Below are 15,306 nucleotides of genomic sequence, written 5' to 3'. Positions count from 1 at the left end.
CGGCCTTGGCGTACTACTGCGGGGTCGTCACCGTGACGTGCTCCCCGCTGCCCAGGTGCAGCATGCCCTTGCCGGGCTGGATCGGCCCGCCCACCATGGCGCGGGTGGTCCGGATGCCGATCAGCTCGCCGGAGCCGGACTCCTGCGGGGAGAGCAGGATGCCCCGGCGGGCCTTCTTGGCGTCGACCTGCCAGCCGGAGAAGCCGTCGCAGATCTCGTCCTCGTCACCGGCGATGACGACGGCCAGCCCCTGCTCGGTGCCGCTCTCCACGATCCGCTTGAAGACGTCCTCGGCGTCGCAGTCGTCCAGCACCTCGGCGTCGTCGACCAGCACGACGATCGGCTCGGCGGGGGACGCCGACGCCAGCACCTCCGTCAGCTCGTCCTCGTCCACGTCCCGGCCGGTGAAGACCTTCAGCACGCCGTCCCGGCCGTCGAGTTCGCGCAGCGGCGACTGCCGGGGCGCGGCGACCACGATCCGCACGCCGTTGGCCAGGTAGGAGCGGGCGAAGCCCAACAGGGTCGTGGAGCGGCCGGACTTGGCGGGACCGCCGATCACGAAGGCGGGCACGCCCTGCGCCAGGTCCGGTCCGAAGGCGGTGAGTTCGTCGCCGCCGACCCCGACCAGGGCCCACAGCGGAGAAGCCGCCGCAGCCGGGTCGCGCATCGCCCAGGCGTCCTCGAAGGAGATGCGGCCCGGCAGCACGTCCACCCGGAACGGCCGCCGGGAGCGCGGCACCTGCGCGTCGCGGGCGTCGGCCGCCTCGCCGATCGCGACGATCGCCGCGGCCTGACCCTGACCGGTGGTGTCCGCGGAGAGCAGCGCGAACTGCGTCTCGGCGGCCGTCTCGCTGCGGAAGGCCCGGCCGGGCGGGATCTCCTCGGGAACCTTGCGGGAGTTGATGTCCAGCATCGAGAAGTCGGCACGGTCGGCGAGCCGCAGACCGTACTTGTCCTCGGTGAGGGAGGAGATCCGGCCGGCCAGGATCTGCCGGTCGCCGGTGAGGACGAGATGGATGCCGACGCTCGCGCCCTCCCGCATCATCACCATGATCTTGTCGGTGAGGTCGCCGTGGTTCAGCTCGCCGAGGGTGGGCAGCCAGCCCTCCCAGCGGTCCAGGAGCAGCACGATGTGCGGCAGCCGCTCCGCCTCCGGTACGGCCGCCCGCTGCTCGCCGATGTCCGCGAACCCCCGGTCGGCAAGCAGTTCCTGACGGCGGCTCAGCTCCCCGGAGAGGCGGGCCATGAGCCGTTCCACCCGCTCGGTCTGGTTGCGGCTGACGACGGCACCGCAGTGCGGCAGCCGGGTCAGCGCGTTCAGCGCGCCGTTGCCGCAGTCGATGCCGTACAGGTGCACGTCGGCACAGGAGTTGGTGCGGGCCAGCGAACCGGCGATGGTGCGCAGCACCTGGGACCGCCCGGTGCGCGGGGCGCCGGCGATGATCAGATGCCCGAAGGTCGCGAAGTCGACGGCGACCGCACGGCGGGCCTGGTCGGCGGGCAGGTCCTCGACACCGTACGCGGCGGCGGGCAGCGCGCCCTGCGCCTGCACGGCCGGTACGTCGTCGAGCAGCAGCATGTCGTCGAGGGCGGGCAGCCACGGCGAGTGCTGGGCCGGGATCCTGAGGGCGGTGTTGGCCTCGCGCACGGCGTCGACGAGCACCTTCAGGTCGGTGATCTCGTCGTCCTCCTTCGCCTCGGACTTCGGCTTGCGCAGCGCGGCCCGCCCGAGGTCCTGCCAGGACAGCGCCCCGGCCCAGGGCGCGAGCGTGGCCGGGTCCGCCGCCCCCGGCCGCCTTCCGCCGACCCGCCCCGACTGGAAGGGAACCAGCGAGGCATGCCCGAGCCGGACGTACGCCCGGCCCGGCGTGCTCTTCGCGATGTGCCCGGCGTCGGGCGCGTCGATGACGTCGGTCGACTCACCGGCGTCGGTCACGCGCAGCGCGATCCGCAGGTTGGTGTTGGCGCGGATCTCGGGCGACACGACACCGGAGGGCCGCTGGGTGGCGAGCAGCAGATGGATCCCGAGCGACCGCCCTCGCTGGGCGATGTTGACCAGCCCCGTGACGAAGTCGGGCAGATCACGCACCATCGACGCGAACTCGTCGATGACGATGAGCAGTCGGGGCACCGGCGCCCGGGACGGATCCCTCTTCACCAGGTCCTGGTAGTCCTCGATGTCCTTGGCGTCGGCCGCGGCGAGGATGTGCTCGCGCCGCTTCAGCTCCGCCGCCAGCGACTCCAGGGCCCGCTCCACGAGGTGGGCGTCGAGGTCGGTCACCATGCCCACGGTGTGCGGCAGCTTCACGCAGTCCTTGAACGCCGAGCCGCCCTTGTAGTCGACGAGCACGAAGGTCATGTTCTCGGGGGTGTTGGCGACGGCCAGCGCGGCCACGATGGTCTGCAGCAGCTCGGACTTGCCGGAACCGGTGGTACCGGCGATGAGCCCGTGCGGCCCGTCCCGTCGCAGGTCGATGCCGAACGGCCCGTCGTACGACTCCCCGACGACCGCCATCGTCGACTGCCCGCCCATCCGCCACCGCGCGGCGATCGCGTCCCGCGTGGGCGGCTCCAGCTGGAGCACGTCGAGCAGCCGGCTCGCGCCGGGCAGCGCGGAGTCCTCGCTCTCGCCGCTGATGTCCCGGAGCGGGGAGAGCGAGCGGGCGAGCCGGCCGCACCAGGCGGCGGAGACGAAGTCGGGCCGTACGTTCAGCTTGCGCAGCGCCCCGCTCTGCTCGACGCGCAGTCGCAACTCCAGGTCCTGCGGGGCCTGTTCCTCACCGCCGCCGCCGTGCTGGGGATGCCAGGCCTGGAAGGAGGGGAAGCCGCCGGCTGCCTGCTGCTGTGGCACGGGCGATGCCTGGGCGGCGGTCTCCTTACTGGCCCGCGGCTCGGCGACCACCACACCCTGGCACTCGCCGGGAAGGAAGCGTTCCTCCTCGTCGAGGCAGATGGAGCGGATGGCGACGCCCGGTCCTTCCTTCAGCAGCCGTACGACACCGGGCATGGACCGCAGCCGCCGCGACCCGTCCCACACCACCACGATGTCAGGGTCGGAGAAGGCGGGCCCGTCGATCTTGCTGCGCCCGCCCTGCTGCAAGGCCTTCTGCCGGCCGTCGAGGAGCTGGGTGAGCTCGCCGACGCGGGCGCCGACGGTCTCGGAGTCGGTGCCGATGAGGACGTTCACGTCCTGGCCGCCGCTCGGCCGGGCATGCGGCAGCCAGCGCACCCAGTCCCAACGATTACCGGCGTCGTTGTCGGTGAGGACGTAGAACTGCACGTCCATGGGGCTGTGCAGGACGGCGGTCTGGGCGACGGCCCAACGGCCCAGCGCATGTGCCGAATCCCCCGGCCCGGCGACCCCGATCACCCCGAGGTCGCGCAGCGACAGACCGACCGGGGCGTCCTCGATGTACCAGCGGACCTTGCGCTTGTGCTCGTCCTGCTCGGGGTCGTCCAGCTCGACCTCGGAGGGCACGCGCCCGGTGCCGAACCTGATCAGCAGATGGTCGGCGTCGGTGCGCCGCCGCTCCCACAGCCGCGTCCGCGGCCCCGTCCCGTACGTCAGCACGGCCGCCGGATCCGGCACCGCGCCCCGCCGCTCGGACCGTTCGGCAACAAGCGCCTCCTGCGCCTCCTCCTCGATCCGCGCCTTGTGCTCCTTGTACTCCTTGAGCTGCTTGGCGTGTGACTTCCTGCCGTGCTTCTTGTCCATGAAGTAGTTGCCGAAGAGCATGATCGGGCTCATCACGGCCATGATCAGGTAGTACCAGCGATGGAACATGAAGACGGACACGACCGCGCCGACCAGCGGCAGCAGCGCCATCAGCCAGGGCAGCGGACGGGCCTCGTAGTCGCCGGGCGGGTTGGGCAGCGAGAAGTGCGTCTGCCGGTCGGCGGGGCGCAGCCGCGGGGGCCGGTTGTAGTCGAGCCCGGCACCGTCGTCGGACCACTTGAGGGCGGCGTTGGGCGGGGCGTACCCGGTGATCTCCAGCAGGGTGTTCCCGAGCGCGAGTTGTCCGCCGAGGACCCAGTCCCCGTCCCCCTTGAACTCCTCCCCGTCCAACCGCACGTCATCGATGTGGGTCCGCACTTTGCAGGTGCCGTCGATGGCGATGGTGAGGGTGGCGGCGCGGGCGGGCAGCTCGGGGTCCTCGACGCGGAGGTGGGAGGCAGGCCCGCTACCGATGTCGTACCGGCCGACCCCGAGCCGGTGCACGGCGCCGGCGGCGGGACCGCCGGCGACCCGGAACTCCACGACACCGGTGGGCTCGCCGAGCAGGCACCCGGCGGGGTCGTGGAGACTGACGACGACACCGTCCCGGAGGGGCGAGCCGACGACGGTGGCGGCGGGGTCGAGGGCGTACCCGTCGACGTAGGCGTGCGGACCGGAGAAGTGGACGGCGGCGGCCTGTTGCCGGTGCGCGCCGATGGGTATGACCTGGGCGCCGCCCTCGCTGCCGTCCGGATATCCCAGACCGACCTGCCGGGCCAACTCCCTTGCGACGTCACCGACGGTCGACTCGGGATCTGCGTCGAGCACCACGTCGGCGGTGGCACCGCCGACCGGGTCGACGACGGTCAGACTCAGGCGCACGTTCCGTCCCCCAACACACCGAGAGCACCCAACACAGTGGAAGTGACCTTAGCCGCCCGCACTTTCCCGGGTGCAACGGGATGTGCGTGGTTCACGATTCCGCCGCACAAGGACCGTGCGGTCGCACGCGTCACCCCCGTAGGATCTTTGCTCGTGCGGACGGCCATGTCATGGCCAAAGGATCCGCGCGATCGGTGCCACGGGGGAAGGCCCTGAGGCCACACCAACGGGAGGAAGCCGTCATGGCCAGTAAAGACACGGATCTCACATATGCGGAGATGGAGAAGGTCGCGGGCGACCTGATCAAGGACATGCACGAGCTTGAGGACAAGATCAAGAACGTCGAGAAGCGCGTTTCCGCGCTGGTGGAGAACGGCTTCACCACCCAGAAGGCCTCGGGAGCGTACGACGACTCCATGAAGGACTTCACGAAGGGCGCGACGAAGACGATCCAGGGCCTGCACGGGCTGTCCGACTTCCTGAAGAAGGCCAAGGAAGCGTACGAGCAGCTGGACGACCAGCTGGCGAAGCAGGCCAAGGGTTAGTAAAGTCCGAGGTCGTCGAACGGCTGGGTGCGACGGAGCGTGTGATGTGCTCCGTCGCACCCGGCTGTCAGGCTTCGGCGGCCCGGGAGTCGTCCGACTGCTGATGACGCCTCAGGTACCTGTGGAGCTCGCTGCGCCACTCCTCGGTGATCAGGGTGAGCCACGAGCCGTCCTTGAAACGCAGGCGCAGCCTGTCGTTCCTGTACGCGGGCAGCGGGTCCACAAGGTCGGCCTCTGCGACGGGGATTTCGGCGATCACCTGCATGAAGGCGTCCCGGCGCACTGACACGCGCTGGGGAGGAGCGGCCAGCAGGATGCGGTTCCCGGCGAGCGCGACCAGTCGTTGGTGGTGGGAGGAATGGCTGTACCACTGCAGCAGGAGACGGCCCGCGGCACCGTTCCAGTCGCCGTCGAAGGTCTTGTCGAGCCCGAGTTCGACGACGGCCTCGTCGCGCCGCTTCTCTTCGAGTTTGGCGGCGCGGTGTCGCTCTTGTTCACCAGTGGTCGACAGCATGCGCTTGAGAGCCTCTTCACCCGCGCCGAGGAGACTCAGCAACTTGCCGATGTACAGCAGGGGCGTGCCGAGTGTGACGCCGAGCATGGCGAGCGGCCTCATGGAGGCAGGGCGCAAGGGCGCCGACCCTGCCACCCGGTGTACCTCGTCGGGTGGTTCGGGAATCCTGCCGATCGTGCACCAGGCTGCCGCGTCGGGAGTGACGCCGAGCCGGTCCCGTATCGTGCGGTCGGTGCTCGTGGGCAAAACCGTCCCACCTTCCATGTCGTTTGCCGCATACCTGCGACGCAGGTGGCGACTCCGGTCGTGAAACTGACCCCGCAGCGCGAAGCAGTTGACGGTTTGGATTTCCGGAACGGTGACGTCCTGCGTGGTCCCGAAGGTACCGTCGGGCAGGTCTTCCCCCTGCGCTCCCGGTGCCCGTCCGGGAGACCTGCCAGGCGATCCTCGCCCGAAGCTTGAAGACGCTGACACCGGAAGAACGCAGGTGCCTGAATCCGTTGGACGGCGTTCCGTCCGCGTCTCCCGGAGTAGGTCTCGCTGGAGGAGCCGTCGGCGTTGACGGCGCACTCGCCAGAGGGGGAAAGTCCCGGCTCCTCCGACACCTCGAAGTCACGCCCGTAGGCCGCTACCCGCGTTCGGCGCTGCCCGCTCGTGGGCGCTTTCGCGGTCCTCCTCATCGTCCGGTACGACCAGGCGCATGCCCCGTGACTCGGCGACGCGCAGCGCGTCGTTGAGGCATTCAGCGAGGCGGATGCCGGCGTAGCGGACCTCCGTGTACGGCGACATCGGGTCGTCCAGCACCTGGCGGGCACGGCCGAGGACATCGGTACCGGTGGCGAGCTGGGCGGCCTCCAAGTCGTCGGCAAGACGGCTGAGATACCCGCCGTTGTTGTCCGTGACCAGGTAGCACGGCTTGCCCTCGGGGTTGGGCCAAGGGAGGAGCCGGGGGGAGGCCGGGGTGTGCGCGTGGCTGTTGGCCCGTTCCATCACGCGGCCACCTCCGGCGCGCCGATCACGTGCTGGTCCAGGTCGATCCCGAAGTCGGCGGCGAGTACGAGGGCGAGGCGGCGGCGCTGCTGGAGGGCGGCCTCGCGCTCGTAGGCGGTCAGGTAGGGGCGGACCAGCGCGGAGTCGGTGCCGTCGAGGAAGGCGGCGAGGCCGTACGGCGAGCGGTGGTTGGGGAGGTGCGGGTGCTCGGCGGTGAGGGGGCAGCGTACGAGGGTGAGGTGCAGGTGGGGGAAGGGCGGGCGATGAGGACGACGGCGACGTTTCCCGGTTCCGGGGGTGAACAGGAGGCGCAGCCATTGGAGGGTGCGGGGGATAAGGTCGTGCATGTCGACGCTCCTGGTAAGCGTTGGCCATGCCCCGGGAGGTCTAGCCACCTCGCCGGGGTCCTGTCATTTCGACCATACCGGTAACTGCGTCCCCCCGCACCCTCCAGATATATTCAGCGTCCCACTGCGGTGGGACGCGTTCTACTCCTGCGATGTGCGTAGGGTTGCGGCACGGTGGAGACATGACCGAGCTTCCGCGCTATGAGTACGTGAAACTCGCCGACGCCATCGCGGCAGACATCGCTTCTGGAAAGCTGCCGCAGGGTGCTGCACTGCCTGGTGAGCGAGCCATGACGGATCTGTACCGCGTGAGCATCGGCACTGTGCGCCGTGCCATCGTCGAACTTCGCAAACGAGGGCTGGTCGCGACACTGCCCGCGAAGGGGACGTACGTCATTGGGATGCCGGAATCAGACGCTGACGCCCGCGAAGGGGATGGGTCGAACGTCTGAATGGGCTGTGCATCGCGTTGCGCGGTCCCTGCCGTCCTGTTGGCTTCTCGGCAGCAGCAACTTGCGATCCGCCTCGCTCCTTCTCAGGACGCGAGCGCCGGGCGTGCCAGTCTGGGGCGCTCAGTTGCCCAAGGCCGACTCGCCAGCTCCGCTGTTACCTTGTCCTGCTGAGTCCGTGTCGTTTTCAGGAGCGGGGAATGACACCGTCCGCAGGATCGCCACCGTTCCGTCGCAGAATTCGTTCCAGTATTCGGTGGAAGCCGTGTGGAGCGTGAATACGGCGGTGTAAGGGCCGGTCGGGAACGGGATATGGACCTGGATCTGCCCGGTCAGGAGCTGTTTCTCCGTGTGATCGGCAGTGAGTTCCGGTGAGAGTGTCACCTCGCGCATGGTCACGCAGGAGACCGCGGGGCCACAGGGGAGATCCATCCAGCGCGTGTCGTGGTGCGGATCACGGGACAGGGCGACCAGGATTCCGTGTGCCGCCGTTTCGGGGTCTGCATGATCGGTTTCGACAGCCGCCACGGTGAACGCGCACTGGACGACGCCGTCGTCTTCGGTGGAGAACAAACCCAGGGCCGAGTACGAAACACCACTGAGGGCCAGTTGCTCGGCCAGGGCCGCGTAGTACGGGGCGGCCGGGTTCCACAGCGCTTCGTCGCCCTGGGAGTAGAGGTCCCGAACGAAGGTGTCGGACAGTGCGGCCCGCGCTTCGGGCTCGGCTGCCAGGGGGAGGGTGAAGAAGCCCTCGGGGACGTCGAACGTCAGGGGAGGGACATCCGCTTCGACCGTTATGAGAGGCGTGGTCACTGGGTTTCCGCTTCCAATCCGGTTTAGAGGTCGCCCTCTTGGAACGGAACGTCTTCGCCGTCGGCGCCCATCAGGCAGAAGTCGCTGCTGACTCCGTAGTCGGGATCGATCGTGCTGGTCCTCAGATAGTCGGCGAGGAAGTGGCCGCTCGGCCGACGACTGATCACGAGATCGCCGGGTCCCTTCTGGCGCTCCAGCAACTCCGCGACGGTCCGCTGTTGCCCCTCTGTCAGCGCGTCGCCGGACACCAGTTCAGGACTGGTGGCCAGGGGCCGGGTGACATCGTCACGGCAATTGGTGTTCCAACCCGCGAGGCGACTCCATGATCCGTCGGCGAACACGAGCTTGAAGTCCACCTTGTACTGGCTGAACTTCATCCGTTTCACGGTGCTGATGTTGGACCGTTCGGTCTCCCACAGGACCTCGTCATGGGGAGCGCTCTTGTCGTCCAGCAGTCCGAGGACGAGGACCCGCCGGTCCGTCACCACCAGATGGGTTCGATCGGTGTCGGGACGCCGTCCGGGGTCGAGCTGCCACGGGAGGGTACGGGCGAGGCTCCCGGGAGCCGCCCACATGACGGGGAAGTCCTCGACCTCGTTCTCCGGCTCCTCTGGCTGTCCGAGCCGCGAGACGTTTCCTGTGCTGCCCGACCCGGCCAGCGATTCAAGGACGCCGAGGGTCGCCACGAGCAGAAAGCGAGCACCGAACTTGCCCCCCTCACGCAGGCGGCTCTCGCTCTTGGCGCGGGCGGTGAATTCCGGACCCGCCGGCCAGCCCGGCAGCTCGCCCTGGATGTCCCGTCGCGTCGTGTCCCTGAACCAGCGCATCCCGGACACAGGTGTGGCGACGCCGGTGGCGAAACTCACTCCGCAGCGCGCGAGCAGGGTCTCGTCGGGGTCAGGTTGCCATCTCGTCATCTTCTCGTGCCTCAATGTGCTGTGGCGGACTGCTGGAGGCTGTCGCCCGGGTTGGCCGAGTCACCGCTGTGCAGGCCGATGCTGATCCCCTTGGGGAGCACCTTGCCTGCCACATCGATCCCTCTGCCCAGTTTGCTCAACGGGTCGACCGTGAACTTCTCGCCGGCGAGCGCCAGGCCCTTGGTACCGAGCCACTGGCCTTGGTGATACCCCGCCTCGGCGAGCCCGGCCAGGCGGCTCATCGCACCGCTCTCATGGGACAGCAGTCCGAGGTCCTTCCCCGCACCGCCCAGGACGATCCGCCTGCCCAGCAGGCCGACACCGCCCTCGACCGATTTTGCCATGTCGCCCGTTGCGATCACGTTGAAGGCGCGCTCGATGCCGGACACCTTGAAGCCACTGCCGAATTCCGCGATCCGCTCGGCCGCGGCTGCCTTGCTGGCCACCTTGGCGCCCTTTCCGAGGAGGCCGATACCTGGCAGCAGCCCCAGTGCGTCCGTGCCCATGGTGAGCCAACTGACGTCAGCACCGCTTGCCTTGGCGACCGAGTGCGCCAGCAGCGCCATTCCGCTGGTGAGAACCGCCGCAGCACCGAAGATCGCGCCGAGAGGTTCGAAGGGCAGAGTGATGATGGCCAGCACGCCGAGGATCGCGGTGACGTCGCTGAGGATGTCGCCGATTTCCTTGATCAGGTCGGCATGTTCCTTGAGCCAGTCACCCGTGGCATCCCACGCGTTCGCGATCCCGTGCCCCAGCTTGTCCCAGAAGCCGGGCTCGTCGGGGGCGATGTCGCCGGCCTTGTCCAGCTCCTTGCTGACCTGGCGGGCGGCCGCCCGGTAGTCCTCCTCCAGTTCGTGGACCTTCTGGATGACCCCGTCCACCGCGCTGGACGCCTTGCCCAGTTCCATGCTGCCGTCGCTGCCGGCCTTGCCCTGCGCCTCCGCCTTGGCGTCGAGTTTGTCCCCGGCGCTCTTCTCCAGCCGGTCCGCCCGGACCTGGAACTCCTGGAGGTCGTCGGCCCAGCGGTGCAGCGCACGCGATGCCTTGTCGAAGGACTCGTGGCTCTTGCGGATGAGCGGGGTGACGTCCTTGCCGACGTACTCGCTGAAGGCGACCGCGGTCTTGCCCTTCCAGGCACCGGTCTCGATGCGCTCCAGCTCTCCGAGCGCCGTACCCAGCTCGCCGGCCAGTTTGCCGAGCTGCTTGGCGAGGTCCCGGGTGTCCTCCACGCTTCCCGGCGTGGGATCCCAGCCTATGTGGGGGAAGGCCGGCCGTTGCCCAGCCACGTCACTTGCCCTTCTGCTGCGGAGCCTTGAGGGACTCGGCCAGGTCCAGGTCGAGCTTGCCGAAGCTCTCCCCGATCTTGTTGATCATCTTCACGGCACCCTGGGTGTGCTTGCCGAGCTGCTTGATGCCGTAGCCCCAGTCGTCGGCGAAGTCCTGGACGTCTTCGACGAGTTGCTTCTCGCCGACGGCCGAGGCGTCCGCGCTGCGGAGCGTGCGGCGGGTGGTCTCCATGCGGTCGCTGATGGACGAGAAGGTCTTCTTCAGGTCCTGGAAGATCGTGTCTTCGAGGCGCAGGTCACTCATGTCGGATTCCGGTCTCCTGGAGCGGCCCTGAGCCGGAACTCGGCGGGCCGCTTGCGTCTCATCAGCGGTTGACCGCCTGGATTTCCTTCACGGTCACGTTCTGCTCGTACGTGGACAGGCCGTCGGGCAGGCCCGGCTGCCGTGCGGGTCCGTCGGGGTCGGCCGAGTCCGTCCAGGTCACCTTCCAGGTGATCGACGCCTTGAAGGGGTAGGTGCCGGTACCTGACGAACGCAGGTAAGTGACGTTGCAGCCGGCGTCCTTGCTGTCGACCGTGTACCCGTTGTCGCCCTTGACCAGGTCGTACGTGCACGACTGCGGGTCGGCGTCCGCCGTGCCGGCCTCGACCTTGAGCGCCAGGGGGGTCGCGACGGTCGTCGCGGCCATCTGGACACCCTTGTAGTTGATGCTGGCGGTCGTCCAGACGCGATCGAAGTCACCCTCGAACTTCACCCGCGTACCGAGGTTCACCTTGAGCCGGTCCGGGCTCGGGCTCAGCACCACGGGCGGCTTCGGCAACTTCGTGGAGTTGTAAGCGAGTTCGGAGAGGATCTCCGGGGTCAGCTGGTTGGGGTCCGCCTTCGGCTGGGCGGGCGGGACCCAGATCTCCCAGTTGGCCGGGGTCACGGGACAGGCGTCGGTGTAGTCGTCGTTCCGGAACTGCACCTGCCACCACAGGCCCTTGTCGCCCTTGTGGTAGTCCTCGTCGGCGCGCTTCTTGGCGTAGCTCGCCGCCGGTTCCTGGGCTCCCTTGTACGAGGACTTGATGAAGTCCTCGTACTCGTCCGGCGTGTACATGGGCTCGTACCAGCAGACGGGGGGTTTCCAGTTGGCGTTGGAGGACGTGGCCTTCGAGGTGGAGTTGCTTGAGCCGCCGGTCTTGCTTTGACTGATCTGGATATGGGCGCCGATGGTTCCGGTCCCGGAGCTGCCACCTGAGTCGGTGCCGGAGCTGGGTGGGGTCGGCTGGACGTCGCCCTCGTCACCGCCGTAGGAGGGGTCACCCGCATACGCCGGAGCGCCCGCTCCCAGCGCGACGACCAGGCTCACGGCCGCCGCCGTCCGAAAAGCGGGACGAGCGGCTCGGACACCTACCCCCGCACGCACGAGGCGTCACCCTTCTTCCAACTCTGCCGCGTGACCTGCCAGTCGCCTGCAGAGTCCTTCGCGACCTGGAGCGTGTTGAGGACGAAATCCTTGTCACTCGGTTTGGTGACCTGCACCTTTTGAGTCTTGATGACCTTGCCGTACGCCTTGCTCTGGTCCTCGCAGTATCGGACGGCTGCTGTCTTGCTGTTGGCGATGTCGGTGACCTCGAAATCGAAGTACCGATAGTGTCCCGTAACGGTCAGCCCTTGCTTCTTGAGCTCCGCAACCCTGCCGATCCAGTAGGTACGGGCGTATCCCGCAAAGTAGCGATTCAGGTTGGCGGTCTGGCCGTTCCCCTTGGCGAAAGCCTCGAGCCGGGCCTCGGCCGCGTACGCCAGGTCGCGCAGAACCGCGTCCTTGGTGGCATCTCCCGTCGACTCCCGATCGACGACCACCGTGATGTCCGACGGGAAGTCGAAACTCGGCGCGTTCTTCTCGGTCGAGGCGGAGGTTGAGGCGGACGGCGATGGAGAGGTGGAGCCTCCCGTTCCGTCGGCCCCCGCGATCTTGTCGTTGCCCTTGGAGCTGTCGTCCCCGCCTCCGCACGCCGTCAGCAGCAGTGCTGCGGTCGCGGCGAGCGCGGCGGCAACGGGCAAGGTGCGGCGCTTCACTGTGGACTCCCCCGTGAGACAGATGTTTGGCAAGGACACAAACGCTATCTGCGAGGTTCTCGATTCGCCAGCGCGAACTTCCTTGCCAACATGGTCAATGTGGCGCGAACCGGACACTGTGTGGCTGGTCCGTTTCCTGATCGTGCCTCTGCCGGTTTGTGCTCAGCCCTCCGTCCTGGTCTGCCTCAGGAGGTGCATGTGCACCTCACTACGCGTCTCCTCGGTGACGACCGTGAGCCAGGAGCCGTCGCGGAACCGGACGCGCAGCAGGTCGCTCGCGTGAAGCCCGGCGAGGGGGTCCTCGACCACCGCCTCCGTGGCCGGAATTTCGGCGACGACCTGTATCTGTTCTTCCTGCCGTATGGAGACACGCTTGGGCGGGGACGCGAGAATGATGCGGTCCTGGGACAGGACGAGCAGGCGGTTGTGGTGTGACGAGCGGCTGTACCAGCGGAGCAGGAACTGGCCGGCGGCACCGTTCCAGTCGCCGTCGAAGGTCCTGTCGAGCTTGAGTTCGACTATGGCCGCTTGTCGCCGCTTCTCTTCGAGTTTGGCGGCGCGGTGCCTTTCTTGTTCGCCCGTGGTCGACAGCATGCGTTGGAGAGCCTCTTCACCCGCGGCGAGAGGACTCAGCAACGTGCCGATGAACAGTAGAGGTGCTCCCAGAATGACGCCGAAGATGCCGAGTGGCCTTATGAAGGCAGGGCGCAGGGGCGCGGATCCGGCCGCTTGGTGTACCTCGGCGGGTGGTTCGGGGATCTTGCCGATCCTGCACCAGGCGACACACAGGGAGGGGACGCCGAGACGACTCTGTACCCGTTCGGTCAGGCTCATCCTGCCCATGTAAGGAGACAATCCCTTTCAGCGATTCACGGCTTGAGCTTCCTGAACCCTGACGTCCTGGTCGTTGCCGAAGGTTCCGTCAGGCAGGTCACCGCCGGTGCCTCCGGTTCCGGTCCAGGTGATCTCCCAGGTGACTGTGGCCTGGAGTTTGTACGTGCCGCCATCCGACGACCGCAGGTACTTGATGCCGCAGGGGGGCGTCTCGTGGGCCCTTCCCGTCTCGTACGGCTCACCGATCGAATCGTCGTCGTTGATCGCGCACTCGCCGGAAGCCGGATAGGTCTCGGCGTCTTCGGTTCCGGGCTGAAGCTTCAGCGAGACGGGCTTGGCCACGGTGGTGGCCTGCATGTTCAGACCAGGCGCGGTGATCGACGCGGTGACGGAGACAGGTTTGAAGTCTCCCTTGTCCAGCCATGCCCAGGTTGCCAGGTTGACCTTGGTGGTGCCGCTCGGAGCAAGCGTCACCTCGGTGCCCGGAACCTTGATCTGTTCATAGGCGAGCCCCGCCAGTATCTCCGGTGAGATGGCGGTCTTGACCTTGGGGGTTTCGCCGTTCTCAGCCCAGAAAGGCAGTGTCGAATTGCAGGCTGTTCTCTCGAGGATGGGCGCGTTCGGATTCTCGACCGCTCCCCACCACATGCCGTCGTCCTGCTTGTCGAGGTTGTAGTTCTTGTACTCGCCGTCCTTGTATTTCTCCCGAAACTGGGATGTGGCGTTCTTCGCGTAGTTGGGCTGGTTGGGGTCGGTCGTGACGTCCTTGTACTCGGACTCCGTCTCCTTGGCGAACTGCTCGGCCGTCCACTTGGGTGCAAGCCAGCAGGCCGGAGGCGTCCAGGAGGTTCCTGTGGCCGAGACATGACCCACGGACGAGCCGGAGCCGTTCTTCGAGGTGTCGTAGGAGACCGCCGCGTACAGGGTGTCGTCCTTGAGACCGGTGTCCTTCTTGGTGTTGGTCGTGCCCTTGTCGACAGGGCCGCCGGCGAAGGCGCTGTGCGCCGGGGCGAGAAGCAAGGCGGCGGTCAACCCGGCGACACCGATCGTGTGACGCTTCAAGCCTTGCACTGCGTGGCCTCCGTCTGCACTTCAATGTCCTCCGCGGTCCACAGGCCCCGGACCTCCTGAGACGCCGTCATGACGATCTCGAAGTAGTAGTAATCCTTGTCACTGGGACTGGTCTTGAGGATCTTCTTGGACTTGACTTCCTTGCCGTAGAACTTCGAGTCGTCGTCACAGAAGGAGACGGACGCGCGCTTGCCGTCGGCGGCCAGGTCGACCTTGCCCTGCGAGTAACGCTGGACCCCCGTGACGGTCCAGCTGCCGTCGACGTACTGCTTGATCTGCTTCTTGGCGTAGGTCTGAGCGGTGTCGCCGGCCGTGGAATAGAACTTGTACGCGGCGTCCTCCGGGTCCTGCCGGATGATGCCGTAGTTGATGGCCCGCACGAAGTTCTCTGCGTCACCCAGAGCCGCTGCCTCCTTGGCATCGGACGGCTTGGTGATGTCGAACGCCATCTCGAAGTCCGAGGGGAACGTCATCGCCGGACGGTCGATGCCCGCAGCGGCGTCCGATGCGCTCGGTGATGCCGACGTCTTGGCGCCACCGGTGCCAGCACCCGCGATCTTTTCGTTGCTCTTGGAATTGTCGTCCCCGCCACCACAGGCCGTCAGCAGCAGGGCTGCGGTCGCGGCCAGCGCGGCGGCAACGGGCAAAGTGCGGCGCTTCACTGTGGACTCCCCGTGAGAATGAAGTTCGTCGAGGACACAGACGCTATCGGCGGGGTTCACGGTTTCGCCAGCGCGAACCTGTGAGACATGAGGGAAAACCCGGCTCAAGGTGCGCCAACCGCCCACCTCTGTATCCGGACTGTGTCCTCGTACGCGGGATGGCGGAGCCGGAGCCCAAGGCGGCGAACGGGGTGTGGCAGGTCGGGCTTGCGTGCGTCT

At 67.6% G+C, this 15,306-nt stretch carries 15 protein-coding genes; 2 read left to right on the top strand and 13 right to left on the bottom strand.

Annotated elements, in window-relative coordinates; genetic code table 11:
* Window positions 1-13: 13 nt before the first annotated feature.
* Entirely contained in the window at window positions 14-4,597 is a 4,584-nt protein-coding gene (locus SSP29_RS07255; protein ID WP_089099586.1) for an FtsK/SpoIIIE domain-containing protein, read from the bottom strand.
* A 242-nt stretch (window positions 4,598-4,839) separates the two neighbouring features.
* Between SSP29_RS07255 and SSP29_RS07250 the strand changes: the two genes are divergently transcribed.
* Entirely contained in the window at window positions 4,840-5,142 is a 303-nt protein-coding gene (locus tag SSP29_RS07250; RefSeq protein ID WP_046726478.1) for a WXG100 family type VII secretion target, read from the top strand.
* Window positions 5,143-5,209: 67 nt separating this feature from the next.
* Here SSP29_RS07250 and SSP29_RS07245 read toward each other — a convergent pair whose 3' ends face one another.
* The 3 genes from SSP29_RS07245 to SSP29_RS07235 all read right to left on the bottom strand — a co-directional run bounded on the left by SSP29_RS07245 (window position 5,210) and on the right by SSP29_RS07235 (window position 6,993).
* The gene (locus SSP29_RS07245; protein WP_150133693.1) at window positions 5,210-5,902 is read right to left on the bottom strand and encodes a hypothetical protein; all 693 of its coding nucleotides are present in this window, start codon (window positions 5,900-5,902) and stop codon (window positions 5,210-5,212) included.
* Window positions 5,903-6,268: 366 nt separating this feature from the next.
* Window positions 6,269-6,646, bottom strand: coding sequence for a hypothetical protein (locus SSP29_RS07240; RefSeq protein WP_089099584.1), 378 nt, complete (start codon window positions 6,644-6,646; stop codon window positions 6,269-6,271).
* Window positions 6,646-6,993, bottom strand: coding sequence for a hypothetical protein (locus SSP29_RS07235; protein ID WP_089099583.1), 348 nt, complete (start codon window positions 6,991-6,993; stop codon window positions 6,646-6,648). The genes SSP29_RS07240 and SSP29_RS07235 overlap by 1 nt, the downstream gene beginning before the upstream one ends.
* Before the next feature lie 182 nt (window positions 6,994-7,175).
* Here SSP29_RS07235 and SSP29_RS07230 point away from each other — a divergent pair, with 182 nt between their 5' ends.
* Window positions 7,176-7,445, top strand: a complete 270-nt coding sequence (locus SSP29_RS07230; RefSeq protein ID WP_089099582.1) for a GntR family transcriptional regulator — start codon at window positions 7,176-7,178, stop codon at window positions 7,443-7,445.
* A 120-nt stretch (window positions 7,446-7,565) separates the two neighbouring features.
* On the opposite strand, the gene SSP29_RS07225 is transcribed toward SSP29_RS07230, so the two are convergent.
* The 9 genes from SSP29_RS07225 to SSP29_RS07185 all read right to left on the bottom strand — a co-directional run bounded on the left by SSP29_RS07225 (window position 7,566) and on the right by SSP29_RS07185 (window position 15,087).
* Complete coding sequence (locus SSP29_RS07225; RefSeq protein ID WP_089099581.1) at window positions 7,566-8,255, bottom strand: hypothetical protein; 690 nt, start codon at window positions 8,253-8,255, stop codon at window positions 7,566-7,568.
* Between the two features lie 23 nt (window positions 8,256-8,278).
* A complete protein-coding gene (locus SSP29_RS07220) occupies window positions 8,279-9,172 on the bottom strand; it encodes a hypothetical protein (protein WP_145968865.1) in 894 nt (297 codons plus the stop codon).
* A gap of 11 nt (window positions 9,173-9,183) precedes the next feature.
* On the bottom strand, window positions 9,184-10,401 hold the full coding sequence (locus SSP29_RS07215) for an enoyl-CoA hydratase/isomerase family protein (RefSeq protein ID WP_150133691.1): 1,218 nt from the start codon (window positions 10,399-10,401) through the stop codon (window positions 9,184-9,186).
* 58 nt (window positions 10,402-10,459) lie between these two features.
* On the bottom strand, window positions 10,460-10,762 hold the full coding sequence (locus SSP29_RS07210; protein WP_089099578.1) for a hypothetical protein: 303 nt from the start codon (window positions 10,760-10,762) through the stop codon (window positions 10,460-10,462).
* 61 nt (window positions 10,763-10,823) lie between these two features.
* A complete protein-coding gene (locus SSP29_RS07205; RefSeq protein ID WP_145968864.1) occupies window positions 10,824-11,810 on the bottom strand; it encodes a hypothetical protein in 987 nt (328 codons plus the stop codon).
* Window positions 11,811-11,851: 41 nt separating this feature from the next.
* Window positions 11,852-12,520 (bottom strand): hypothetical protein, encoded by a 669-nt coding sequence (locus SSP29_RS07200; RefSeq protein WP_089099576.1) that lies wholly within the window; start codon window positions 12,518-12,520, stop codon window positions 11,852-11,854.
* Window positions 12,521-12,682: 162 nt separating this feature from the next.
* Window positions 12,683-13,354 (bottom strand): hypothetical protein, encoded by a 672-nt coding sequence (locus SSP29_RS07195; protein ID WP_150133690.1) that lies wholly within the window; start codon window positions 13,352-13,354, stop codon window positions 12,683-12,685.
* 27 nt (window positions 13,355-13,381) lie between these two features.
* A complete protein-coding gene (locus tag SSP29_RS07190; protein WP_438363775.1) occupies window positions 13,382-14,425 on the bottom strand; it encodes a hypothetical protein in 1,044 nt (347 codons plus the stop codon).
* Window positions 14,413-15,087 carry a hypothetical protein gene (locus SSP29_RS07185; protein ID WP_089099574.1) on the bottom strand — a complete coding sequence of 225 codons (675 nt, stop codon included), beginning with the start codon at window positions 15,085-15,087 and terminating at the stop codon, window positions 14,413-14,415. The genes SSP29_RS07190 and SSP29_RS07185 overlap by 13 nt, the downstream gene beginning before the upstream one ends.
* Window positions 15,088-15,306 lie beyond the last annotated feature (219 nt).

This window comes from Streptomyces hyaluromycini, from assembly GCF_002217755.1.
GTDB lineage: Bacteria > Actinomycetota > Actinomycetes > Streptomycetales > Streptomycetaceae > Streptomyces > Streptomyces hyaluromycini.
This window is presented reverse-complemented; position numbering and strand designations above follow the sequence as displayed.

Excerpts from the sequence above, each read along its gene's own strand:
- SSP29_RS07250 (WP_046726478.1), top strand. The coding sequence starts at position 4,840 with ATGGCCAGTAAAGACACGGATCTCACATATGCGGAGATGGAGAAGGTC.
- SSP29_RS07240 (WP_089099584.1), bottom strand. The coding sequence starts at position 6,646 with ATGGAACGGGCCAACAGCCACGCGCACACCCCGGCCTCCCCCCGGCTC.
- SSP29_RS07210 (WP_089099578.1), bottom strand. The coding sequence starts at position 10,762 with ATGAGTGACCTGCGCCTCGAAGACACGATCTTCCAGGACCTGAAGAAG.
- SSP29_RS07230 (WP_089099582.1), top strand. The coding sequence starts at position 7,176 with ATGACCGAGCTTCCGCGCTATGAGTACGTGAAACTCGCCGACGCCATC.
- SSP29_RS07195 (WP_150133690.1), bottom strand. The coding sequence starts at position 13,354 with ATGAGCCTGACCGAACGGGTACAGAGTCGTCTCGGCGTCCCCTCCCTG.
- SSP29_RS07235 (WP_089099583.1), bottom strand. The coding sequence starts at position 6,993 with ATGCACGACCTTATCCCCCGCACCCTCCAATGGCTGCGCCTCCTGTTC.
- SSP29_RS07220 (WP_145968865.1), bottom strand. The coding sequence starts at position 9,172 with ATGACGAGATGGCAACCTGACCCCGACGAGACCCTGCTCGCGCGCTGC.